This window comes from Prevotella sp. OH937_COT-195 (assembly GCF_003932845.1).
GTDB lineage: Bacteria > Bacteroidota > Bacteroidia > Bacteroidales > Bacteroidaceae > Prevotella.
On the sequence record NZ_RQZH01000003.1, the window covers coordinates 88789 to 111706 of the forward strand.

Annotated in this window: 19 protein-coding genes and 1 pseudogene; 10 read left to right on the forward strand and 10 right to left on the reverse strand. The window is 47.3% G+C overall.

Going from position 1 to position 22918, the window contains the following annotated elements:
• Nucleotides 1-106: 106 nt before the first annotated feature.
• The 5 genes from tsf to EII32_RS02445 all read right to left on the reverse strand — a co-directional run bounded on the left by tsf (nucleotide 107) and on the right by EII32_RS02445 (nucleotide 4851).
• Entirely contained in the window at nucleotides 107-1105 is a 999-nt protein-coding gene (gene tsf / locus EII32_RS02425; RefSeq protein ID WP_125233868.1) for a translation elongation factor Ts, read from the reverse strand.
• A 64-nt stretch (nucleotides 1106-1169) separates the two neighbouring features.
• Nucleotides 1170-2039: a 30S ribosomal protein S2 gene (gene rpsB, locus EII32_RS02430; RefSeq protein ID WP_125233869.1), complete on the reverse strand. Its 870-nt coding sequence runs from the start codon at nucleotides 2037-2039 to the stop codon at nucleotides 1170-1172.
• A gap of 248 nt (nucleotides 2040-2287) precedes the next feature.
• The gene (gene rpsI, locus EII32_RS02435; protein ID WP_125233870.1) at nucleotides 2288-2674 is read right to left on the reverse strand and encodes a 30S ribosomal protein S9; all 387 of its coding nucleotides are present in this window, start codon (nucleotides 2672-2674) and stop codon (nucleotides 2288-2290) included.
• Nucleotides 2675-2688: 14 nt separating this feature from the next.
• Nucleotides 2689-3150, reverse strand: a complete 462-nt coding sequence (gene rplM, locus EII32_RS02440; protein ID WP_125233871.1) for a 50S ribosomal protein L13 — start codon at nucleotides 3148-3150, stop codon at nucleotides 2689-2691.
• Nucleotides 3151-3558: 408 nt separating this feature from the next.
• On the reverse strand, nucleotides 3559-4851 hold the full coding sequence (locus EII32_RS02445) for an ATP-binding protein (RefSeq protein ID WP_125233872.1): 1293 nt from the start codon (nucleotides 4849-4851) through the stop codon (nucleotides 3559-3561).
• Nucleotides 4852-5253: 402 nt separating this feature from the next.
• On the opposite strand from EII32_RS02445, the gene EII32_RS12030 reads away from it, so the two are divergent.
• Entirely contained in the window at nucleotides 5254-5430 is a 177-nt protein-coding gene (locus EII32_RS12030; protein WP_158611107.1) for a hypothetical protein, read from the forward strand.
• A gap of 100 nt (nucleotides 5431-5530) precedes the next feature.
• Here the strand turns inward: EII32_RS12030 and nadD are convergent, their stop codons facing one another.
• Nucleotides 5531-6115 (reverse strand): nicotinate (nicotinamide) nucleotide adenylyltransferase, encoded by a 585-nt coding sequence (gene nadD / locus EII32_RS02450; RefSeq protein WP_125233873.1) that lies wholly within the window; start codon nucleotides 6113-6115, stop codon nucleotides 5531-5533.
• 69 nt (nucleotides 6116-6184) lie between these two features.
• The gene (gene gmk, locus EII32_RS02455; RefSeq protein WP_125233874.1) at nucleotides 6185-6763 is read right to left on the reverse strand and encodes a guanylate kinase; all 579 of its coding nucleotides are present in this window, start codon (nucleotides 6761-6763) and stop codon (nucleotides 6185-6187) included.
• A gap of 137 nt (nucleotides 6764-6900) precedes the next feature.
• Between gmk and EII32_RS02460 the strand changes: the two genes are divergently transcribed.
• Nucleotides 6901-8049 carry a hypothetical protein gene (locus tag EII32_RS02460; protein ID WP_125233875.1) on the forward strand — a complete coding sequence of 383 codons (1149 nt, stop codon included), beginning with the start codon at nucleotides 6901-6903 and terminating at the stop codon, nucleotides 8047-8049.
• Between the two features lie 24 nt (nucleotides 8050-8073).
• On the opposite strand, the gene EII32_RS02465 is transcribed toward EII32_RS02460, so the two are convergent.
• The gene (locus tag EII32_RS02465) at nucleotides 8074-8952 is read right to left on the reverse strand and encodes a YicC/YloC family endoribonuclease (protein ID WP_125233876.1); all 879 of its coding nucleotides are present in this window, start codon (nucleotides 8950-8952) and stop codon (nucleotides 8074-8076) included.
• A gap of 91 nt (nucleotides 8953-9043) precedes the next feature.
• On the opposite strand from EII32_RS02465, the gene tsaB reads away from it, so the two are divergent.
• The 7 genes from tsaB to EII32_RS02500 all read left to right on the forward strand — a co-directional run bounded on the left by tsaB (nucleotide 9044) and on the right by EII32_RS02500 (nucleotide 15713).
• Entirely contained in the window at nucleotides 9044-9733 is a 690-nt protein-coding gene (gene tsaB / locus EII32_RS02470) for a tRNA (adenosine(37)-N6)-threonylcarbamoyltransferase complex dimerization subunit type 1 TsaB (protein WP_125233877.1), read from the forward strand.
• 51 nt (nucleotides 9734-9784) lie between these two features.
• On the forward strand, nucleotides 9785-10396 hold the full coding sequence (locus tag EII32_RS02475; protein WP_125233878.1) for a DUF4290 domain-containing protein: 612 nt from the start codon (nucleotides 9785-9787) through the stop codon (nucleotides 10394-10396).
• A gap of 13 nt (nucleotides 10397-10409) precedes the next feature.
• A complete protein-coding gene (murA, locus tag EII32_RS02480) occupies nucleotides 10410-11759 on the forward strand; it encodes a UDP-N-acetylglucosamine 1-carboxyvinyltransferase (RefSeq protein ID WP_125233879.1) in 1350 nt (449 codons plus the stop codon).
• A gap of 3 nt (nucleotides 11760-11762) precedes the next feature.
• On the forward strand, nucleotides 11763-12284 hold the full coding sequence (rimM, locus tag EII32_RS02485) for a ribosome maturation factor RimM (RefSeq protein ID WP_125233880.1): 522 nt from the start codon (nucleotides 11763-11765) through the stop codon (nucleotides 12282-12284).
• Nucleotides 12285-12295: 11 nt separating this feature from the next.
• Nucleotides 12296-13450 (forward strand): 1-deoxy-D-xylulose-5-phosphate reductoisomerase, encoded by a 1155-nt coding sequence (locus EII32_RS02490; protein ID WP_125233881.1) that lies wholly within the window; start codon nucleotides 12296-12298, stop codon nucleotides 13448-13450.
• A gap of 108 nt (nucleotides 13451-13558) precedes the next feature.
• Nucleotides 13559-14968: an RIP metalloprotease RseP gene (gene rseP, locus EII32_RS02495; RefSeq protein ID WP_125233882.1), complete on the forward strand. Its 1410-nt coding sequence runs from the start codon at nucleotides 13559-13561 to the stop codon at nucleotides 14966-14968.
• 226 nt (nucleotides 14969-15194) lie between these two features.
• Nucleotides 15195-15713 (forward strand): isoprenylcysteine carboxyl methyltransferase family protein, encoded by a 519-nt coding sequence (locus EII32_RS02500; protein WP_125233883.1) that lies wholly within the window; start codon nucleotides 15195-15197, stop codon nucleotides 15711-15713.
• Between the two features lie 304 nt (nucleotides 15714-16017).
• Here the strand turns inward: EII32_RS02500 and EII32_RS02510 are convergent, their stop codons facing one another.
• Entirely contained in the window at nucleotides 16018-19347 is a 3330-nt protein-coding gene (locus tag EII32_RS02510) for an AAA domain-containing protein (protein WP_125233884.1), read from the reverse strand.
• 371 nt (nucleotides 19348-19718) lie between these two features.
• Nucleotides 19719-21059, reverse strand: a complete 1341-nt coding sequence (locus EII32_RS02515) for a helix-turn-helix domain-containing protein (protein WP_125233885.1) — start codon at nucleotides 21057-21059, stop codon at nucleotides 19719-19721.
• Nucleotides 21060-21696: 637 nt separating this feature from the next.
• Between EII32_RS02515 and EII32_RS02520 the strand changes: the two are divergent.
• A pseudogene (locus tag EII32_RS02520) lies at nucleotides 21697-22917 on the forward strand (tyrosine-type recombinase/integrase).
• Nucleotide 22918: the final 1 nt, after the last annotated feature.

Here is a 22918-nt window from a genome sequence, read left to right on the forward strand (position 1 = left end):
TATGATAACAATAATTAATTTTTCACCCGTTAATTGCAAAGATATAAATAAATCCCGAAATGCATGTTGCATTCCGGGATTTATTTTTAAGTGTGTCTTTTTATCATCAATCTGCAACGAGCGTGAAACGTTTGAATGCAACGACTTTCAGTTCTTTGTCCTGTGCGGCAAGCCACTGTGCTACGGTAGCCTTGTCGCCGTCTCCGAATTGGAACTCTTGGTCCACGAGACAATTCTCTTTGAGGAATTTTGCCACGCGTCCCTTTGCGATGTTTTCTATCATCTGTGCAGGCAGGTTGGCGGCTTTCTCTGCAGCCGTCTTCTCGCGTATTTCCTTTGCCTTGTCAGCCTCTTCGCGTGTGAGCCATCCCTTGTTGATGTTCGACTCGATGTGGTCGTCGCTATCCACGAGGTTCGGGTTTATGCCGGCTTTCTTTATGGCAGCCACGACGGCTTTCTCCACCTGCTCTTCCTTAGTCTTCTCAACCGCAACTTTGTACTCCTCGTCTATCATGCTCTGCGGAACGTTAGCCTCGTCGAGAGCCACCGGTTTCATAGCAGCCACCTGCATTGCCACCTTGTGACCTGCTTCGGCGGCAGGTTTGTTGGTCTGTACAATCGTGCAGAGAGTGTGTTTGCCCATGTGGTCATACACCTCGATGTTTTCTCCTTCGATTACGAGGTATCCGTCGAGTTCCATCTTCTCACCGGTAATACCCGAACGCTGTGTCACCGCGTCCTCGGCCTTTTGTCCGTCGGCGAGAACGAGAGCCTTTACCTCGTCAAGAGTTTTAGCCTTCGCTGCTATGGCGGCATCGAGTATCGACTGTGTGAGAGCGATGAAATCGGCACCGTTTGCCACAAAGTCGGTTTCGCACTTTAAAGCCAATGTCGCGGCAAAGCCGTCAACACTCTTCACGAGTACGCATCCGTTCGATGTCTCGCGGTCGCTACGCTTTGCGGCAATAGCCAATCCGCGCTCGCGCAGCAAGTCTTTTGCCTTGTCGAAATCGCCCTCGGCCTCGGTCAGAGCTTTCTTCACGTCTGCCAGACCGGCACCGGTCATGGCGCGCAGTTTCTTTATGTCGTCTATTGAAATAGCCATTTCTTATATACGTTAAATGTTAAAATTTTAATATTAAAAGTTCCTTTGCAAGGATGCGGACGTTTTATTCTGCTGCGGGAGCCTCTTCTGCTACTGTCTCTGCGGCAGGTGCCTCCTCTGTGGCGGGAGCCTCTGCAGCCGGAGCCTCAGATTTCTCGTCCTTGCGCGGACGACGCTGGCGGCGCGGTTTGGCATCTTCTGCCTCCTCGCCCTGTTCCTTTGCGGCTTTCTCATCGGCACGTTCCACCTTACGTTCAGCAAGTCCTTCGTTGATTGCCTCGCAGCAAGCACCGAGGATTACCTCGATAGAGTCCTTTGCATCATCGTTTGCAGGGATAATGAAATCGATGTCTTTCGGGTTGCTGTTGGTGTCAACGATTGCGAACACGGGGATACCAAGGCGCACTGCCTCGCTCACTGCGATGTGCTCTTTCATAACGTCGATTACGAAAAGTGCAGAAGGCAGGCGCGTAAGGTCTGCTATCGAGCCGAGGTTCTTCTCAAGTTTCGCACGCTGACGTGTCACTTGCAGCATCTCCCGTTTCGAAAGGTTGGAGAAAGTTCCGTCGTTGATCATCTTGTCGATGTTGGACATCTTCTTCACAGCCTTGCGGATTGTGGGGAAGTTGGTGAGCATACCGCCCGGCCAACGCTCGATTACGTAAGGCATACTTACACTCGATGCTTTCTCTGCCACGATGTCCTTCGCCTGTTTCTTGGTGGCCACGAAAAGAATTTTCTTTCCCGACTTGGCAATCTGACGCAGTGCATCGGCTGCCTCGTCGATCATTTCCACGGTCTTATGCAGGTCTATGATATGAATACCGTTGCGCTCCATGAATATGTAGGGAGCCATTGCCGGATTCCATTTGCGCTTGAGGTGGCCGAAGTGGCAGCCTGCTTCAAGCAGTTGGTCAAAGTTTGTTCTTGCCATTTTTTCTTAAATTTTGTTTGTTGTTTACTTTCTTTTAAATTCTTGTTTCGATTAGAACCAACCTGCGGGTAATCGGAACCGATGCCCCAAGTCTCGCAGATTTAGATACTAAACTGTCAGCAACTTTTCTCCATGACGAGTTCATCGTGCGTGCTTTCAAGTTTCCCGAACAGCCCGACAGAGGCAATACATGCCATGCAGTCCGCACATTCCGGAAATACGAGAACACACTCTCGCCAAGAAAAAGTTTAACGCTTGCTGAACTGGAAGCGACGACGAGCCTTTGGCTGACCCGGTTTCTTACGCTCAACAGCACGGCTGTCGCGTGTGAGGAATCCCTGATCTTTAAGAGCCTTCTTGTCATCGGCATTGATTTTTACCAAAGCGCGTGCTATGGCAAGGCGCAGTGCCTGGCTCTGACCGGTAAAACCGCCTCCGTTGAGATTTACCTTGATGTCATATTTCTCTGCCACATCAAGTAGGTTCAGCGGCTGCCTTACCACATACTGGAGTATTGCAGAAGGGAAATAAGTATCGATGTCCTTCTTGTTTATAGTGATTTTGCCTGTTCCTTCGCTGACATATATGCGTGCCACAGAACTCTTACGGCGACCTATTGCATTAATTACTTCCATTTTTCCTTTATTCTTTATTTGTACTGATTAATATCAATTGCCTTAGGCTTCTGTGCCTCGTGTGGATGTTCCGAACCTCCATATACATACAGATTATCAAGCAACGCACGACCGAGACGACCCTTTGGAAGCATACCTTTCACGGCATGGCGGAGAATACGGTCGGCACCGTCCTTGCGGAGACGCAACTGTGCGGGAGTGTTGAAACGCTGACCGCCGGGATAGCCGGTGTAACGGGTGTAAACCTTGTCGGTCTCTTTCTTGCCGGTAAATACCACTTTGTCGGCATTGATGATGATTACGTTGTCGCCGCAGTCAACATGTGGAGTGAAAGACGGCTTGTACTTTCCGCGAATCAATTTCGCTACCTTTGAGCAGAGACGACCCACCACCTGATCGGTGGCATCGACAACAACCCACTCTTTCTTTGCTGTTTCCTTGTTAATGGAAATAGTCTTGTAACTTAAAGTGTTCATGTAATTTGAAAATATTACTTAAAACGTTTTATTATTGCCGGATATGTCGCCATCCGATCGCGCCTGGCTTCACGCACCTGGGAGCGGGCAGACTCTCCGCCTGCCAGTGAGACATCGATTCACAAACCGCAATGACCATATTTATATATAAGGTGACTGCTATTTACACAATGCCCCCGGGGGTTCCAAGGCCCCTCGAAAATTTGTGAGTGCAAAGTTAATTCTTTTATTTCGATAATAATGCGCGTAACGGGTGCGAATGTTCTCTTTTTTGTTTATTTAACACTATTGCCATTAAAAACATCTTTTATTCGCAACAATATGTGTGCATGGATATTATCACATTGCGACAGTTCCGTTGCAGAAGAAATAACTCGATAAGTTCGGCAGTAAGAAATCATGTACTAATCACACATTTATTATTCCGTACAACGGCACATTCTCCATCCACCCTTGGTCAACATACCTTTTCATAGAGAAACGAAGTCCTTTCAGGCGGGCTTCAGAATGTTTGTCAATATAGTTTTTCATTGAACGTGCACGGACATTCTCTTCTGCTTTCACTTCAATGGGAATTACCCTGTCTTCTGTTTGAATGACGAAATCTATTTCCGCGGGGGTCTTGTAGTTACTCCAATAATAAGGTGTAAAACCTTTGGCTACGAGTTGTTGCAACACGTATTGCTCCGTGAAAGCCCCCTTGAACTCCTTGAAAACATTATCGCCTACAAGCATTTGCTTGGACGGTGCATCCACCATACAGGCAAACAAACCACAATCAAGCAAGAATAGTTTGAAAGCACTCATGTCTTCATAGAACTTAACGGGCGACAGTATTTCTTTCACCCGGCTCACTTTATGAATAATCCCGGCATCCATAAGCCATTGAATGGCCAACTCGTACTCCTTGGCACGTGCCCCCTGTTTTATCACTCCATATATAAACTTCTTGTTTTCTTTTGCCAACTGTGAGGGCAAACTATCCAGAACCTGCCCGATGCGCACACTTTCCGACTTTGAACTATGTTTGGAAATATCATTGCGATAGGCTTCGAGGATATTCCGTTGAAGCCTGCGCATTTCTGCCAAATCGTGATTCTCAATAAAATGCGAAACCACTTCGGGCATGCCTCCCACGAAATAATAGTAACGTAGTTGTTCAATGAATTTCGGTGCAAAAATGTCTATCATCTCCCAATCGCCTTGATGAAGAAGTCGAGACAAGGCATATTCACCATTTGCTTCCAAGAACTCTTCAAAGTCCATAGGATGAACAGAGAGCATGTCGACCTTACCCACGGGGAACGAATCTCCCTTATGAAGCGTAATACCCAATAACGAACCCGCCGCCATCACATGGTATTCCGGGGCGTTCTCTTGAAAATATTTCAAACTATGCAAGCCCCGCGGTGCTTCTTGTATCTCGTCAAAGACAATCAGCGTCTTGCACGGTTCCGGTTTCACACCGGTTATGGCCTGCACGGCAAAGAGAATGCGCTCAATGCCATAATCATCAACGAACAAACTCTTTGCCAATGGTTCCGCATCGCAATTCACATAGGCAACAGAGTCATAACATTTTTCACCAAACTCCTTCATGAGCCATGTCTTGCCCACCTGTCGTGCACCAAGAAGTATTAACGGTTTCCTGTTCTTACTCTCCTTCCAAGCCTTCAGTTGTTTAAATGCCCGTCTCTTCATAATCGTTTGCTTTTCTGCAAAAATACACTTTTTCGATGATTAAAACAAGAGATAATCACACTTTTTCGATGACAGGAGCCTGACTTTCTCACACTTTTCCCACAATACGCGTCTTGTTTATATTGTTCGGAAAAGTAATTTGGACGAAATTGCCGACCAATTTGGGCGATTTTGCTGACCAATTTCGCCCAAATTGTTTTGCAAAACCGCCTGATTTGGTTTTCATCCAATACGCGGGTTCGGGATAAGAAATCATCATGAAATTTGGTAATCTGCGAAAATCGTTGCGCTTTTATAGTCCTAAAATCAACAAAATACGAACAAAAGCCACTATGATTACCGAGGACAATGTTTTTCACTTCGTTCAACCCAAATCTGTCATTAGACCGCATTTGCTTAGATTTGCCTTTGCCGTTACGCTTCCCGACTGCTTTAGCCCGCTTGCTGACATCTGCACAGCCATTACATCTCGACGCAGCCCGCTACGCCTTCGATGAAACGGCTGCACATCTGCTCAACAATCGGACAAAATCGGTTGAGGATTCTAATGACCGGTTTGGGTTCAAGGAAACTCTGTAAACTTTCTGTATTATCGATGAATTTAACAAGAATTTTAATGTTGAACTCGTGTATTACCCCCCTGACTCGCTCGTATCATGATGAAACATGACCTAAGGGGTTATTTGTAAAGATGTTTTTGTTTGATGAATGTCAATACTCGCGTGGGAACATGGCGGCTCACGTCTTTTCCTTCTGCAATCTCCTTGCGCACCATCGTACTGCTGACATCGTGCAAAGAGGTGTTTATAACACGTACACCGTCGGGCAACGAATACTCGTCAACGACATAACCTCTGCGAGGATAGATTATCACTTGGCAGGCGGAAAGTATTTCTTTGCCGTTGCGCCAGTTGCCGAAAACGTGCCAGTTGTCTGCTCCGATGAGCAGGACAAAACGGTATTGCGGATAGTCGACAAACAGATGACGTAGCGTGTTCCATGTGTAAGAGGGGCGCGGGAGACGAAACTCGTAGTCGCTTGCCACGAGATGAGGTTCGCCTTCGAGAGCGAGGCGCGTCATCTCGAACCGCAATTCATCGTCGAGCAGTGTCTCCGTGGGTTTCAGCGGGTTTTGCGGTGACACCACGAACCACACCTCGTCGAGACATGCCTCAACGAGAATTTCCTTGGCAAGGGCAATGTGGCCGTTGTGAACGGGATTGAACGAGCCTCCGAGAAGACCTACCGACTTAACGGATAACATACGCGAATATATTTAAGCATCTGCCTGTCAATGCCGAGAGCAGATTGACAAAGGGAAACAGATTCCGTCTTAATCATTTTCAAGGAATGCCTTCACCACTGCCAGCGTCTCTTCTTCTGCCTTATTCAAGTCGTCGTTTACCACAACCTTGTCAAACTTTTCGGCGAACGACAGTTCGAATTCGGCACGCTGCAACCTTTGCTCTATTACCTCCGGTGCGTCTGTGGCGCGATGCAGGAGACGCTCGCGCAGCACGTCTATCGATGGCGGGCGGACAAATATGCTCAACGCACGCCGACCGTAGAACCGCTTTATGGCGCATCCGCCTTTAACATCCACATCGAACACCACGTTCTGTCCGGCTTCCGACTGACGTTCCACCTGTGATTTCAACGTGCCGTAAAAGCGATCTTGATACACCTCCTCGTATTCGAGAAACTCGTCTGCGGCAATGCGGCGGCGAAATTCTTCGGGCGTTATGAAGAAATACTCCACGCCGTCTCGTTCCGTTCCGCGCGGTTTACGACTGGTGCACGATATGCTGAAAGCGAGCGACAGTTCGGGATGTTCGGTCATAAGCCAGTTCACGATAGTACTCTTCCCGCTTCCGCTGGGAGCCGAGAAAATTACAAGTTTGTTCCCTTTCATGGTGCGAAGGTACTAAAAAGTATTCATAAAAGCACAAAGTTTCGGTATATTACCAATAAATTTTTACACGTTTTTCAATTATCCGTAAAAATATTTTTGTATATTTGCAAACAAAACCTCTATAAAACGACACAATTATGAAAAAGTTATTAATTGTATTGGCAGCCGTAACGGCGATTAGTTGCATGAACAAAAAGAAAGTCGGAGAAACACAAAAAGAGAACGACAAAGCATGCAAGTATGATGTTTATGTACTTGGTGCGATGCAAAAAAACGGTACGGCGGACAATGATGAAACGGATTTTCCGGAGACGAGATATGACATGGTGTATTGGAAAAACGGGGTACCAAAAGTAATTGCCGACAAGGTTGGAACACCCGACGGATACGACCTTTTCTCCATTTTCGACATGATAGTGATAGAAGGGAAGTTCGTTTTCCTCGGCTCGGCAACCATAAATGACATGGACGGGGCTACTTATTTCATTTACAAAAGCGGGAAATTCACGAGGATAGGAGACAAGGAAGATCTCGAAAAACCAAAACTGCTCGACGTTGACGGGAAACCTGTCGTTGTGGGAGGAATCCCGGGAACTGACGAAGATGCCACAATCATTTACCAACCTGCTATGTGGAGCGAAGACGGTAGTATGAAAACATTTGACCTCGACGGTTTCAAATGCAACGAAATATGCGGTGTCGCGGCGGAAAACGGCAACATTTATGCCTGCGGCCGGGTGTATAGGGGAAATTACGAGAACGGCTATGGTGCCTTGTGGAAGAACGGAAAACTCACCACTTACCCTGCCCCGAATAACGGAACAACGATGTTCGGGTTCACGGCAATAGCAGTTTCGGGAGGCAACATATACACAACGATGATATCAAACTACGGTGAACCGGAATACGACGAACTCACACTGTGGAAGAATGGCATGTCTGTGAGGTCGCTGGGAGAGAATGGCGTTTTCAAAACAGCCGATTGCATAGTGGCAGATGGCAACGACATCTACGTCGGAGGAAGCGAGAGTCGCGTATCTGACGACGGGAACGAAACTTTAATCAGCATGCCGAGAATCTGGAAGAACGGAAAGGCAATGAACATTGACAACAATAACGAGATGGGCTGGATAAAGTCGATGACAGTTGCCGGCGGAAAGGTTTATGCCACCGGCGATGTCGGTTTCCTTGGTGCCGTATGGTCAAACGGCAAGTGCGAGACGCTCAAGGGTGCCAAGGGAGAGGGCACGACGATAAAGATTATCGTGGTGCCTGCAAAGAAATGAGCCGCATACAATAAGGAACTATGTCTAAAGCACGTTGAGCACCTGCTCCTTTATCTGCTCCAGTTCGTCTTTCATCTTTACCACAACGTTCTGCATCTCGGCAAGGTTGCTCTTCGAACCGGTGGTGTTTATCTCGCGCCCCATCTCTTGCGCTATGAATCCGAGTTTCTTCCCCTGACACTCGTCGTCTTCCATCGTACGGCGGAAATAGCACAGATGGTTGGCAAGACGCTGCTTCTCCTCGCTTATGTCGAGTTTCTCTATATAGTATATTAGTTCCTGTTCGAGACGGTTCTTGTCATATTCCACCTCGGGAATGGTTTTCAGTCCGTCAACTATTCTCCGTCGTATCTTCTCCACCCTCAACGTTTCATACTGCTCTATTCCTTCAAGCAATGCAGTTATGTTGTCGAGTTTCTCTTCAAACTTCTTTTGCAGCGCGGTTCCTTCCTGTCTGCGAAACTCCGTTGCGGCATCGAGAGCAACGGCGAGAGCCTCTTTCAGTGCAGCCCATTCTTCGTTGTCGAGAGTTTCCGTCTCGGTCTTTGCGAGCACATCGGGCATTCGCATCAGCGTAGGCAACAGCATCTCCGACGACAACTCGAAGCCCACTTTGCCGGCAATATCTTTCAACTGACAGAAATAGTTCTCCACGAGTGCTGCGTTTATCGGTGTGGCATCGGTTCCGGCATCTTTCTCTATCCACACGTTTAGATCTACCTTGCCACGCACGAGGGCGGCCGAAACTATTTGTCTCATCTCCAGTTCTTTCTCTCTGTACAGCGGTGATATGCGCGTGGACAGGTCGAGAGCCTTGGAGTTCAGCGACTTTACTTCAACGTTTATCTTCTTGTCCTTATAAGCGACAACGGCCTTGCCGTAGCCCGTCATTGATTGTATCATATCTCTCTTTTCGCGTTAATTTTCTGCAAAAGTACTATTTTTTCTTGGAAAATGAGTAATTTTGCAAAATTATTAAGACAATAACATTATCATGTCGTGTATTTTAAGCATTGAGACAAGCACAGAAGTATGCTCTGTGGCCATGAGCGAGAACGGGCAGTGCATATTCAAACAAGAAGACCACAGCGGACCTAACCATGCCGTAAGTCTTGGCGTTTTTATCGACGAAGCACTATCGTTTACCGACAATCACACCATTCCGCTCGGTGCGGTGGCAGTAAGTTGCGGTCCCGGCTCATACACGGGGTTGCGCATCGGGGTGTCGATGGCCAAAGGAGTGTGCTACGGAAGAAACGTCCCACTGCTCGCCGTGCCCACACTAAAAGTGATGAGTGTGCCGGTACTGCTGAATCACGAGATTGAAGACGATGCACTGCTGTGCCCAATGATAGACGCACGGCGCATGGAAGTGTATTCGGCAATATACGACCGCGCACTGAAAGAGCAACGCGAGACACGAGCCGACATTGTGGATGCCGACACCTACCGCGAATACCTTGACAGCCGACCGGTGTATTTCTTCGGCAACGGGGCAGCCAAGTGCATGGAAACCATCAACCATCCCAATGCCCGACTGATTGAGGGAATAGAACCGCTGGCAAAGTATATGTTCCCTATTGCGGAACGAAAATGGGTAACGGAAGAGTTTGAGGACGTGGCATACTATGTGCCGTACTACCTGAAAGACTTTGTGGCAAAGACTCCGAAGAAACTCATCTGAAGCACGAACAGGATTAAAATACAGACAATTTAAGGATTAAAGAATTTATATATGAACATCGAAGGACTTGACTATAACACGCAACGCGAGAAACTTGTGATGCCGGAATACGGACGCGAGGTTCAGAAAATGGTTAAGCATGCCATGACACTGCCCACGAAACAAGAGCGACAAAACTGTGCCAAAGCCATAATAAAGGTGATGGGACAGATGGTTCCGAAAAACAGAGAAAGCATCGACTACGAACGGAAACTCTGGGATCATCTCGCAATTATGAGCGACTTCAAACTCGACATCGAATATCCGTTCGACGTGTCGTCGGCACTGAAGATTGCCGCCAAGCCCGAACCGATGGAATACCCGATGCAGCAAATACCGGTGAGGCACTACGGGAAAATGTTGTTCGAACTCTTCGAGAAACTAAAAAACATGCCCGAAGGCAGGGAGAGGGACGAACTTACAAAACTCACGGCAAACCAAATGAAGCATAACCTCATGCAGTGGAGTCACGGTTCAATCGACGATGAGAAAATAGCAAGCGACCTTGCACGCTTTACCGACGGCGTAATACAACTCGACCTCGCTACGTTCAAGTTCGACAACCATTACACGACAAAGCAGATTCCACAAGGACAACAGGCCAAAAAGAGGAGGAAAAAGTAGAAAAACACCGAACATGCAATCATTCATTATCGAAGGAGGACACACGTTGAGCGGTACAATAGTGCCACAAGGAGCCAAAAACGAGGCTTTGCAGGTGATTTGTGCCTCGCTGCTGACAACAGAGGAGGTGCGAATAACTAATGTTCCGAACATTCTCGACGTAAACAACCTTATACAACTGCTGCGAGACATCGGGGTGGAAGTTAATAAACAAGGGGAGAACGATTATATATTCCAAACGAGAAACCTGAACCACGAATTTCTCGGCAGCGACGCTTTCGTGCAGAAATGTGCCGCACTGCGAGGTTCGGTAATGATGATGGGACCGTTGTTGGCACGCTTCGGGAAAGCCGTGGTGGCAGAACCGGGAGGTGACAAAATAGGACGGCGGCGGCTCGACACCCACTTCCTCGGTTTCAAAAATCTCGGGGCGCATTTCGAATTCAACAAAAAACAGAACGTGTACGAGATACAGGCACTGCCCGGATACAACAACGAAGACGGCGGAAAAAGGTGTAACTCGCTGCGCGGAACATATATGTTGCTCGACGAGGCAAGCGTGACGGGAACGGCAAACATAATCATGGCGTCAGTACTTGCCGAAGGTAAAACAACAATATACAATGCCGCATGCGAACCATACATACAGCAACTGTGCAAAATGCTCAACGGAATGGGAGCACGCATAGAAGGTATTGGCAGCAACCTGATTACGATAGACGGAGTGGAATCGCTCCACGGCACCAACCACAGAATACTGCCTGACATGATAGAGGTTGGGTCGTTCATCGGCATGGCGGCAATGATAGGCGACGGCATACGCATCAAGGACGTGTCGGTACATAACCTCGGTATAATACCCGAGGCATTCCGCCGCCTCGGAGTGGAGATAATAACCGACGGCGACGACCTCGTCATACCGCATCAGGAACATTATGTGGTGGATTCGTTCATCGACGGTTCCATAATGACACTTGCCGATGCACCGTGGCCGGGACTCACACCCGACCTCATCTCGGTGCTGCTCGTGGTGGCGACACAGGCATGCGGTTCGGTGCTCATACATCAAAAGATGTTCGAGAGCAGACTGTTTTTCGTAGATAAACTGATTGACATGGGGGCGCAGATAATCCTATGCGACCCGCACAGAGCCGTGGTTGTGGGACACGACCGCAAGAAACAACTGCGTGCCGGACGAATGACAAGTCCCGACATACGCGCAGGCATTGCATTGCTAATTGCTGCACTAACGGCAGGCGGAACCAGCAGGATAGACAACATCGGGCAGATTGACCGGGGGTACGAAAACATCGAAGCACGCCTCAATGCACTTGGAGCACGCATAACACGGGTAGAAAACTGAGACATGATACACGAAGAAGAGGTATATCGTATAGGGAAAATAGGCAAAACGCACGGCGTACGCGGAGAAGTCACGATGATGTTCGACGACGACGTATTCGACCGCGTGGATGCAGAATATGTAATACTTAAAACAGAAGGCATACTCGTTCCTTTCTTTTTTGACGAATACCGCTTCCGCTCGGACGAAACAGCAATCGTAAAGTTTTGCGACATAGACACACAGGAGCAGGCAAGACAACTGACAAACTGCGAAGTGTTCTTCCCGAGAAATCTCTCCGACAGCGGCAACGGCGAATACAGCCTTACCGAGTTGGTGGGTTTCGAAATAAAAGATTGTATATATAATAAGGTAATAGGAACCGTATGCGGCATTGATGACGCAACGACCAACATACTTTTCGTGGTAAAGACAGAAACCGGAGGCAATTTGCTTATACCGGCATCGCCCGAACTGATAAGGGAAATCGACGCCGACGGCAAAACGATAATAATGACACTGCCCGAGGGACTGCTCGAAATATAGACATTACAGAAATGGAAAAGAAAAAACAAATAGCCATATTAGGCTCGACAGGCAGCATCGGCACACAGGCATTGCAGGTGATAGAGGAGCATGCTGACTTGTACGAAGTATATTGTCTTACGGCGAACAACCGCGTAAAGGAACTCGTCGAACAGGCAAGACGCTTCCATCCGGCAGCCGTGGTTATTGCCAACGAGGCAAGATACGACGAACTGCGGGAGATGCTCGGCGACCTGCCGGAAATAAAGATATATGCCGGAGCACGAGCCATTGACGAGATTGTCGAGGCCGACCCGATAGACATTGTGCTGACGGCAATGGTGGGCTTTGCAGGTCTTTCACCGACAATCCGCGCCATAAAGGCAAGAAAAAAGATTTGTCTTGCCAACAAAGAGACACTCGTGGTGGCGGGCGAACTGATAACAAGATTAGCAATGGAGAACCAAGCTCCGATACTACCGGTTGACAGCGAGCACTCGGCAATATTCCAAAGCATTGTTGGCGAGGGCGACAATGTCATAGAGAAAATTCTGCTGACTGCCTCGGGAGGACCGTTCCGACTGATGACAATGGAGCAGATTGCAGGGGTTACGAAAACCGATGCCCTGAAACACCCGACTTGGGACATGGGAGCAAAGATAACGATAGACTCTGCAACGATGATGAACAAGGGCTTCGAGGTAATCGAAGCAAAATGGCTCTTCGGCGTGGAGGCAGACAAAATACAGGTTCTCGTACACCCACAATCGATAGTTCACAGTGCCGTACAGTTCTGCGACGGCTCGGTAAAAGCGCAACTCGGCGTGCCGGACATGCGACTGCCGATACAATATGCTTTCTCGTTCCCCGACAGGCTCACTCTTACCGGCGACCGTCTCGACCTGTTCAAACAGCCTCTCGAGTTCTTTGAACCCGACCTCGGTAAATTCCGCTGCCTCGCACTCGCTTTCGAAGCAATAGAGCGTGGAGGCAACATGCCGTGCATAATGAATGCAGCCAACGAGATAGTAAACCGTGCCTTCCTTGAAGACCGTTGCTCGTTCCCGCGAATTGCCGAAACGATAGAGTGTACCATGCAACGCGCAACATTCGTTGCCGAACCCGACTACGACATATACATCGAGACCGACCGCGAAGCAAGGCGCATCGCAACGGAACTAATTTAATATATAAAACAGAATCTCCTGCAAACCGGAAGGAGCAAGCAATAAACCGAAAGTCTTTCCCGGAGACGGAGAAATAAACAATAACACCGTAACACATATTTTTAACACATGGAAGTTTTCTTAATCAGACTGCTGCAATTTGTGCTGGCAATCTCACTCTTGGTGCTGCTTCACGAGGGAGGGCACTTCTTTTTTTCAAAACTTTTCGGAGTGCGGGTAGAGAAATTCTACCTCTTCTTCGACCCTTGGTTTCATCTTTTCAAGTTCAAACCGAAGAAATCCGACACCACATACGGCATCGGGTGGCTGCCATTGGGAGGCTACTGTAAAATCTCGGGAATGATTGACGAGAGTTTCGATACCGAACAAATGAAAAAACCTGCACAGCCGTGGGAGTTCCGTACAAAACCCGCATGGCAGAGACTGCTAATAATGACAGGCGGCGTACTTGTCAACTTTGTCCTTGCATTGTTCATCTACTCTATGGTGCTTTTTACATGGGGCGATTCGTATTTCGACACGAAAGATTTCACAATGGGCTGGAAATTCAACACCGAGGCAAAGGAACTCGGTTTCCGCGACCATGACATTCTCGTGGGCTTCGACGGCAAGGAGTTCGGAAAGTTCAACGTTGACGTATATCGCAACATCACCGATGCAAAGACGGTACAAGTGATAAGAAACACAACCGACGCAACGGGGAAAGTGACCGGAAGCAAGAAAATAGACATCGCCATGCCCGAAGATATGAGTCTGTTGGCAATGCTAAAGAACGAACCGGTGTTCGCACGCCCTTTCGTACCTGCAGAGATTGACAGCGTAATGCCCGGTTCGCCGGCAGAAAAAGTAGGGATAAGAAAAGGCGACCGCCTGCTTGCCATAAACGGCAAGGCAATAGACTCGTGGAACGAATTCAAATTCGAGCATGGCGTACTTACCGATATGCTTGCCGCTGCCGTGTCGCATGCCGACTCCATGAAGGTGCGCACCGTCACGGTTAGCGTGGCACGAGGAAAGGCAGGGCGCGACACGCTGAACACCACGCTGACCATGACACCGGATTTGCTGCTCGGCGTGGGACAGACAAGCATAGCGAAATACTACAAGCCGGTGAATGTGGAATATGGTTTCATAGAGAGCATACCCGCAGGAATTGCCTATGGCTGGAACACCTTGGCAGGATATGTCGGCGACATGCGCTACATCTTCTCCGCCGAAGGGGCGAAATCGCTCGGCGGATTCGGGGCTATTGGCAGCCTCTTCCCGCCTACTTGGGACTGGCATTCGTTCTGGCTGATGACGGCATTCTTGTCAATCATCCTCGCTTTCATGAACATTCTTCCCATTCCGGCACTCGATGGCGGACACGTTCTATTCCTGCTTTACGAGATGATAACACGCCGCAAGCCATCGGAAAAATTCCTCATATATGCCGAGTATGCCGGTTTCGGAATACTCATTCTGCTCATGGTGGTTGCCAATCTCAATGACATACTGCGCTGGCTGGGCTATTTTTAAACCCGAATCGGTCATTAGAGTCTGAACATTTTTGTTCGATTGCCGAGCAGGCTGTTTGTCTTTCTATCGAAGGTGTGGCAGAGCCACATCGAGTTAGAAAGACAGACAGGATGCAAACAAGCGAATAAAAGATGGCAGGAAGCAAGACTGTCAATAGGAAATGATGGTTTTTGTAACCTAATGACCGGTTTTGAGTAAATATTAACAATAAATAAACATCACTATAATGCAATATATCATAATCACATTCATTGCTTTCTTCATTCTGCGATTGGTTTCTCTGTCGTTTTCAATACGCAACGAAAAACTACTGTTGAAAAAGGGAGCGGTACAATACGGCAAGTTCAACTCGCTACTGTTGACATTTGCGCACATAGCATATTATTTCGCAACACTATATGAAGCATATACCAAAGGGGGCGATTTCAATACCATCTCTGTGGCCGGTATCGGTGTAATGGCATTTGCATACGGCATGCTGTTCTATGTCATCTACAAACTGAGAGATGTATGGACGGTGAAACTATACATCGTACCAAATCAACGCATCGAGCGTAGTTTTCTGTTCAGAACCGTACGTCACCCAAACTACTTTCTGAACATCATTCCCGAGCTTATAGGCGTGGCACTACTATGTAACGCTTGGCTTACATTAAGCATCGGACTTCCGCTCTATATGTTACTTCTCCTTATCCGCATCCGACAAGAGGAAGAGGCCATGAAAGGAATGTTAGACAAACTATAAATCAACATCACCTGCTTCCAACAAATCGGTTTGGCAGTTCTGCGGATATATGAATTATGTAGAGCATCACACAAAATAATGTTTTCTACTTTATATTTTCGACAGATAAAAACCACGAAAAGCATTTATCCACAATCGGCAATTAGAATAGTTTGACTGTCTTATTCCCAATTACCCATTGTGGATAAATATTATTATGAATGTTGCTACTTTGGATTTCTTTACCGACAGATTCTTTGAAAGTATGTTTCTATATGTGCATCATAAAGTATTTCCTTAACATCATAAACAGTCATGGAAATAATCAAACCTCCTCAATACTCTCCACCAACTGTCTGAATATATCATTTCGGATTATCGTGCTACGATTTCCGGTTATTATCAATCGTTCCCTCGCCCTCGTCAGCACCACATTGAGTTTGCGGTCTATGGTAATGCCGTCTTCATCGAAGCAGTTGGCGGTAAGGAAATCGAGTTGGTAAGGGTTCTGTACCGTAAACGAAAAGATTATTATGTCGCGCTGCGAGCCTTGGTAACGCTCCACGGTATCTATGACAATGTCGCACAGCGGTGCTATGCCGAGTTTCTCCGTCTCTCGCCGTATAACGGCAATCTGATTACGGTACGGCACTATTACGCCCACCGTATGCTGCGGACTGAAATTGTCTCGGTATTCCTCGTATATGTTTTTAAGTTCTTGTGCCACGATTGCAGCCTCGCTCACGTTCACCTTGTCGGACTGCCCCGGTTCGCGACAATCGTCGGATGGAATAAATATAATGCGCCGTTTCGGATCCGACGGTTCGAGTTGATGTGGCAGTGGCACGGCTGTAACGTTCTCGCGGGCATAGAACATGCTGCACGGGAAACGTGCTATGTCCGGGTGCATGCGTCCCTGACGGTTCAGCACGCCGATGAAGCGTTCCCTGCCTGCACGCCTTTCAATCCGCAACAGTCGCTCGAACAGGCTGTTGCGACAATCATCGAGACAAATGTCGCGCAGGCATTTTTCCTCCACCCTGCTGTCTGCCGCACTTTGCTGTACCACCGCCGGCAGTTGTTTGTGGTCGCCTATTAGTACGAAACGTTCCACTCCCGTTGTACCATCGGCATCACACCGGCTTAGTAATCCGATTATGTCCGGCTCAAGAATCTGACTTGCCTCGTCTATCACGGCAAGCGAGAAATGCTTCAGCGATAACAGTTCCTCGTGCAACGACATTGTGGTCGTCGTACCGACAATGACTCTCGTCGATACAAGCAGTTGCCGCATTCCGTTCAAGGTAGCATCGCTGCATACGGCATTGCAGAAAAGGCGGTCGCGGAAACGCGGGTCGCAGCGGTACGGCGAGCCGATTCGCAGATAGTCGATGCCGGCGTCATCCAGCATCGAGCATATCTCGTCAACCGCACGGTTGGTGTATGACATAAGCAGCAGCGATGTATGTGTGCCGGCAGCGAGTTCTCCCTCTACGAGGCTGCGCAACGTTTTTGAAGTCTTGCCCGTCCCCGGCGGACCGATGATGAGGAAATAGTCCTTCGACGAAAGTGCACGCCGCGTAATATCATCGTCTTCGTCAACATCTTCGCCAAGCGGTTCTCTCTGTGCCAACATCAGGTCGCGGAACGCTTTCGGTGCATTTATGAAGTTATGCAAGGCATGAATCTTGCTGCTTTGCGACAAGTCGCCCGCAGAATGTTCCACGGCATACACCGCGTCAGAGTGTGGCACAAGTACCGTCGGGTTTTGCTGCCCGTTGCTCAAAGCCACGGTAATTCTGTCTGTCGTCATTTCCGTCAAGCAACCTTTGTACAAGATGCTTCGCCTCACATCCGGCACGTCATTGTATTCATACAGATAGACAGCATCACCAACACGGAAGTTAGGGAGGAAATCATCGCCCTGCGCAGGGGCATGGAGAGTTATCATGTCGAAGCCCCTATACGGATCGCTCCTCTCCTTCGCCACAATCTTCAAACCGGTGTAAATGTTTCCCGTCTCGCGTTTCTCCGCCTGCGGCATATTCCACAAGTCGGCTGCCGCCGAACCGATACCCTCTTGTAGTCCGAGTCTTGCCACCCTTTGCTCTCTGAACAAAAATGTCATCATGCGACAGAAATAGTCATGTTCGAGTGCGGTAAGATTGTGCAGCGGGCCGAGCAAGGCATGCAGTTGCGGCAGTTGGTAGCGCACGTAAAGTGTGTCGGTGCATTTGTTCTCATTCAACACATCGGGTGTCAGCATAGGCAATATTGTCGCAAATCCTTTGTCGGCTGTAAACATGTCGAGAGCAACCATTCGGTTGCGCATCTTTATCGCTTCGCGGAATAGTCCCTGATAAAAATTCATCGCCACCAATCCTTCGTTCGGCGGATACTTGGAGTATAGCAGATGCATGTTTACCCTGTCTTTCCCAAGGTCGAAATTATACTTCAACACACCATAGTACAGCAACATCTGGACATAGTTATCCTCGAGTTGCACGCCGTGCCTGTCTCTACGGTGCGTCTCAATGTTCCAATTCTTTCCCGATTTTTGCTCCACGAGTACTTTCATGTCTGCACTCATAAGGTCTATGCGTCCCGACATGCCGAGTTTCTCGCACACGAACGATGGTTCGAGCAATGCCTTGTCTGTATCGAACGGAACCATTTTGTCATTACGCAACACTTCTATTGCTTTCGTGATATTCTCCGCTTGTCTCCGCGCATCGTTGACAAATGTCTCGGCATTGAAGTCGCTGCATGTGGCAAATGCCAATGCCTTGTCGCGGAAGTTGTGACGTATGGTGTCGTTGACTTTCGTCGCAGGTGCATTGATTGTGTCATCCAATACCGCGCTTGCAAGGTTTCCGAGCAATATTGGCTGTGTGTTTGGCGGTGCGCCGAACCTTTTAACGATGTAGTTCAGCGGACTGCGACCATACGACTTAAAGCACGATGCGATGGTGCTTATGTCTATCAAAAAATCGGGTTCTATTACTATTATCGACGGTTGCAGATAGTGCACTCCGCCGTGGTCGGCACGCGACGAGCGACTGTCAAGCAAATTCACCTGCATACCGGCGTGCAGTATCGGTTGCAAGTATCGCAAGTGTTCTGCCGATATGTCAACCATTATGCCCGATGCGTTGCCGATGTCATCGGCGGTGGCTGAAAACGAAGTGTCGGCAATACTGTCAACGATACACCTGACATACGGATAACGTTCGCGCTTCGCCTCTTCCTTACGCTCAATTTTCTCCGGCATCACCTGTGGCAGCAGTCTCATGACTGATGCCGGGACATGACAAGAGAACACTGCCGAAATGAATATGCAAAGCGAGCGCACGTCGTATAGCAACTGTACGGGCGTTACCGGCTCGCACCTGTTGCTGTGTCGGCGCATTGCCTGTATGTCTGTTACGTCGCTCACGGCAATCCCGTGCCGCTTGCAAAGATAATCAACTTGGGCAAAAAGATTGCCGTAAGCCTGTTTTGTGTCGGCAACTCCTGCCGCGCATGCCATCACAAGTGTCTCATGGGCATGCCTCAACAATTTCGGACAAAGACGCAAATACTCGTCTTCGTCTTTCGTTTTGTTCACGGCATAGGCTATTTGCGCCGCTCTTTCAAATAATTCTTCCGGACACATGATTCTTTTAGATAGAAAACGTTCGTAAACAATGCCATATCAAAATTTCTTTGGAAATCAACCGATTACCCATAAGACAAACAAGAACAGGGTATATTTTGGAAACGATAGGACTTATATATTCCTACACATTTTACACAAATCCAAAGAACACTCTTAATGGTTGCAAAGGAACAAAATAATACTCAGACTCCCCAAAAAATCTCGGATTATTTGTACCTTTTTATATACTGAGTTCTTTACTTCGACTTAACTTTCGACTAAATCAAATCAAAACTTCAACCAATTCCATACATGCAAATGAATAGAAAGAAGTCTTTATCCAAAGGCATTTCAGCATATCGTAAGTTGTGAGTTCGACTAAACTTCGACTAAAACCCACTTTTCTTTTCACTTAGTTTAATGACTCCTTTATGTTTCAATGCAAACAACATGTTGCCAATCTTTCTTATCTTTTGTTCTTCGGTGAGTACATCGGACAATTTTGATTGTAACAGCATATTAAGTTCTGCTCTTGTCGCTCCGCCAAACGAGCGCAGATATTGCACTATCATGTCCTTGAAATGAAGATAGTTAAAACTCTTGTTCCGAATATACTCCATTTTCAATTCCTTGTCATCAACAGTCTTGGCTGTATAAGCCGACAAGACATAGTTGCGATAATACTTCTGCGGGTCGGTCTGTTCAATGGCATTTCGCACAGAACCCGGCAAGAAATAACCACCATTAGAAAATGTCACAGACTCCGATGTCTCTACCATTGTCACTCTTTTCTGCATCGTATAGTCTTGATGAGCTATGGCATTATGCAAAATCTCGCGGATACTGTAATCGTCATACTGCTTCACGATGTCCGGAAACAGCGTTCCGCCTGGTAATATACGCTGATTTAGATTACGTATTTTGGCAAGGGTTTCATCCACGGTTAGCATGAACGGAATGGTGAAGTGCTCATAGTCCATCTTTTCGCCCTGCCCGTCAATCAGCACCCATGTGACAGTGGCAACAGACGGAGCCAAGAAATGAACTGCCGTTGGTTTACCAAGGAGCAAGACGGCAGCTCTGGTCAGTTTATCTTTAACGGCGACCCCCGCCCTGCCAAGTAGTTCCATGTCATACCAAGTGTCAACCTCGTCAGCCACCCTCGGATGAACTGACTTGTATTCCTCACGAGCTTTTTGCAATGCTTTGGGTTCCAAATCATCAAGCGTAACCTCAGCAATCGTCTCCGCAGACCAATCGTATGTCGGACTTGTTTCCTCCAAGATTGCATTCAACCGCTCCGGTGTCAGTTCCACCAACGAATCCTCTATTCTCTGCCATGCCTTGTTATGAGCATAAACAGGCAACTTTGGCTGATGTTTGGGAATATGTATCACCCAAACCGTTTTTTGTGTGTCATCTGTAACGAACTCTTCAATGTTCAGACCCTCACTCGAAAGATTGGCGCATAAATCCGTCAATCGTAGTACTGCCTGTTGTATCGTATAGTTGTAGGTATTAGTTCCAACAATTTTCAATGTTTTGTCCTCTACACCAATAACCAGATGTCCGCCTTCCATGTTTGCCAATGCCGATACGTATGAAATGACATCATCTTTCTCATGACCGTTAAAGCCATTCTTCATATTCTTAAACTCCTTCCACTCGCAGCCCTCATTCTCCTTTGAATATTGCTTGATGAGATTTTGTTCTAACTCTTGCTCTGTCATATCTTGTACGTTTGTTAATCCGACTTTATATATAACACTTATTTCCGGTCAAATATGATTTTTTAGTTTATTATTTCTACTGAATCATTTGTTAATCCATGACACAACTTGGGAGGATTCCATAAGCAAATGCAAATTTAATCATTTTTTTCCTAATCATATATATTGGCTTTTTAAATACATTCTTTTTCTTTGTCTGACACCTCTGCAAAGGTAAGCACGTTATTCACCCTTTATCGTTTGTTTATGGTTTGTTTTAAGACATTACACGAAATCATACTGTTTAAGCATAAAATATCTTGCCACTCTGTCCGATAACCACTTGTGTGTAGTATCTTTTGCGGGCAAAGTAAGTAGATAAGAATCAAGGGAAATAGAGGGAAACGAAAGGAATGTAACCATTTGAAATGGTGTTACTTAGCGTTTTCTTGCCACTTTGAGGATGAGCAAGAACGAGCAGAAAACGGCAGGAGTTCCGTTACCAAATCGTAACCCATCATGGAAAAAGCAAAAAGGGGTTACGAATAGCATGTAAACAACTGTGCCATAGGTTTTTATTCTTCATCTTTCATTCTTTTGCATCGCTCATAAACACAGGTGCGTAAGTAACTTTGTAACATAGAAAAAAATTAGAAAAATGAAAGAAAACAAACTGAAAGTATCGTTCTTCGTTCAGGCGAAACGAACCGACAAGAAAGGGCTTGTGCCTATCATCGGGCGCATCTCTCTGGGTAGAACCCATTCTGGCTTTTCCACCAAGTGCAAGACTCCGCTGTCCCTATGGGACAGCCGTAAACAGAGACTCATCGGAAAAAGTGCCATTGCGGTGTCCATTAATCAGAAACTAAGTGAATGCACCGCACTTATTCACTCACGCTTTCATGAACTCAGTGAAAGGGAAACTGTCTTCACCGCTACAGATGTAAGAGATGCCTATCAAGGACAAATCTATCGTCAGACCATGCTCTTGGAAAGTTTTGAGGAATATCTCAGACAAACAAAGGAGCGCATAGGTATCGACCGAGCTTTGAAGACATTCAAACTCCGTACCTACCAGCTCTCATTGCTTCGTGAGTATGTGCAAAAGAAATACAGAGTAAGTGACATTCCTGTTTCACAGTTGGATAAAGCTTTTATTGAGGGTTTCGAGTATTATCTCACAATCGATCGCAAACTGAAACGGAGCAGCATCTCAAGCACCTTGTCCACCTTGAAGACCATTGTCCGCATGGCAGTGAAAAGAGGCGTGCTGGACTTTTATCCCTTCTTGAGGTACAGCTATGAACGTCCCAAAGGAGAACCGAGAAGTATTACTCAGGAGGAACTGCAAAAAATTATCTACTTAGAGATTGAGTGGGAGAATTACCGTGTCGTCCGTGACCTCTTTGTCTTCTCCTGCTTCACTGGGCTTGCCATCTCCGATGTCCGCAACCAGAAAGAGGAGAACCTCGTCACATAGGAAGGGGAACTCTGTATCAAGGGCAGACGCATGAAGACCAAAACTCTCTACCGTGTGCAGGTGCTATCTCCTGCATTGGCGATTATGGAGCGCTACAGGGGAAAACGGGCAGGTTTTATCTTTGACGTACCGACTAGCGATATCATCCACAACGGCATGCACCACATACAGAGAAACATTGACATGGAAACCCCGCTGACTTTCCATATGGCTAGCCATACATTTGCATCCCTCATCACGCTATCGGCAGGTGTACCGATAGAAACGGTAAGCCGAATGCTCGGACACAGCAATCTGAGAACAACACAAATCTACGCCGCGGTTTCCTCCGAAAGAATCCATCGGGATATGCAAAAAGTGCTGCAGCGAGTACAAGATATTTTCACCTTAAAACTTTGAA

Bases quoted from the DNA above. Each gene is read 5' to 3' on its own strand.
- tsf (WP_125233868.1), bottom strand. From the start codon at position 1,105: ATGGCTATTTCAATAGACGACATAAAGAAACTGCGCGCCATGACCGGT.
- rpsB (WP_125233869.1), bottom strand. From the start codon at position 2,039: ATGGCAAGAACAAACTTTGACCAACTGCTTGAAGCAGGCTGCCACTTC.
- rpsI (WP_125233870.1), bottom strand. From the start codon at position 2,674: ATGGAAGTAATTAATGCAATAGGTCGCCGTAAGAGTTCTGTGGCACGC.
- rplM (WP_125233871.1), bottom strand. From the start codon at position 3,150: ATGAACACTTTAAGTTACAAGACTATTTCCATTAACAAGGAAACAGCA.
- EII32_RS02445 (WP_125233872.1), bottom strand. From the start codon at position 4,851: ATGAAGAGACGGGCATTTAAACAACTGAAGGCTTGGAAGGAGAGTAAG.
- nadD (WP_125233873.1), bottom strand. From the start codon at position 6,115: ATGTTATCCGTTAAGTCGGTAGGTCTTCTCGGAGGCTCGTTCAATCCC.
- gmk (WP_125233874.1), bottom strand. From the start codon at position 6,763: ATGAAAGGGAACAAACTTGTAATTTTCTCGGCTCCCAGCGGAAGCGGG.
- EII32_RS02460 (WP_125233875.1), top strand. From the start codon at position 6,901: ATGAAAAAGTTATTAATTGTATTGGCAGCCGTAACGGCGATTAGTTGC.
- EII32_RS02465 (WP_125233876.1), bottom strand. From the start codon at position 8,952: ATGATACAATCAATGACGGGCTACGGCAAGGCCGTTGTCGCTTATAAG.
- tsaB (WP_125233877.1), top strand. From the start codon at position 9,044: ATGTCGTGTATTTTAAGCATTGAGACAAGCACAGAAGTATGCTCTGTG.
- EII32_RS02475 (WP_125233878.1), top strand. From the start codon at position 9,785: ATGAACATCGAAGGACTTGACTATAACACGCAACGCGAGAAACTTGTG.
- murA (WP_125233879.1), top strand. From the start codon at position 10,410: ATGCAATCATTCATTATCGAAGGAGGACACACGTTGAGCGGTACAATA.
- rimM (WP_125233880.1), top strand. From the start codon at position 11,763: ATGATACACGAAGAAGAGGTATATCGTATAGGGAAAATAGGCAAAACG.
- EII32_RS02490 (WP_125233881.1), top strand. From the start codon at position 12,296: ATGGAAAAGAAAAAACAAATAGCCATATTAGGCTCGACAGGCAGCATC.
- rseP (WP_125233882.1), top strand. From the start codon at position 13,559: ATGGAAGTTTTCTTAATCAGACTGCTGCAATTTGTGCTGGCAATCTCA.
- EII32_RS02500 (WP_125233883.1), top strand. From the start codon at position 15,195: ATGCAATATATCATAATCACATTCATTGCTTTCTTCATTCTGCGATTG.
- EII32_RS02510 (WP_125233884.1), bottom strand. From the start codon at position 19,347: ATGTGTCCGGAAGAATTATTTGAAAGAGCGGCGCAAATAGCCTATGCC.
- EII32_RS02515 (WP_125233885.1), bottom strand. From the start codon at position 21,059: ATGACAGAGCAAGAGTTAGAACAAAATCTCATCAAGCAATATTCAAAG.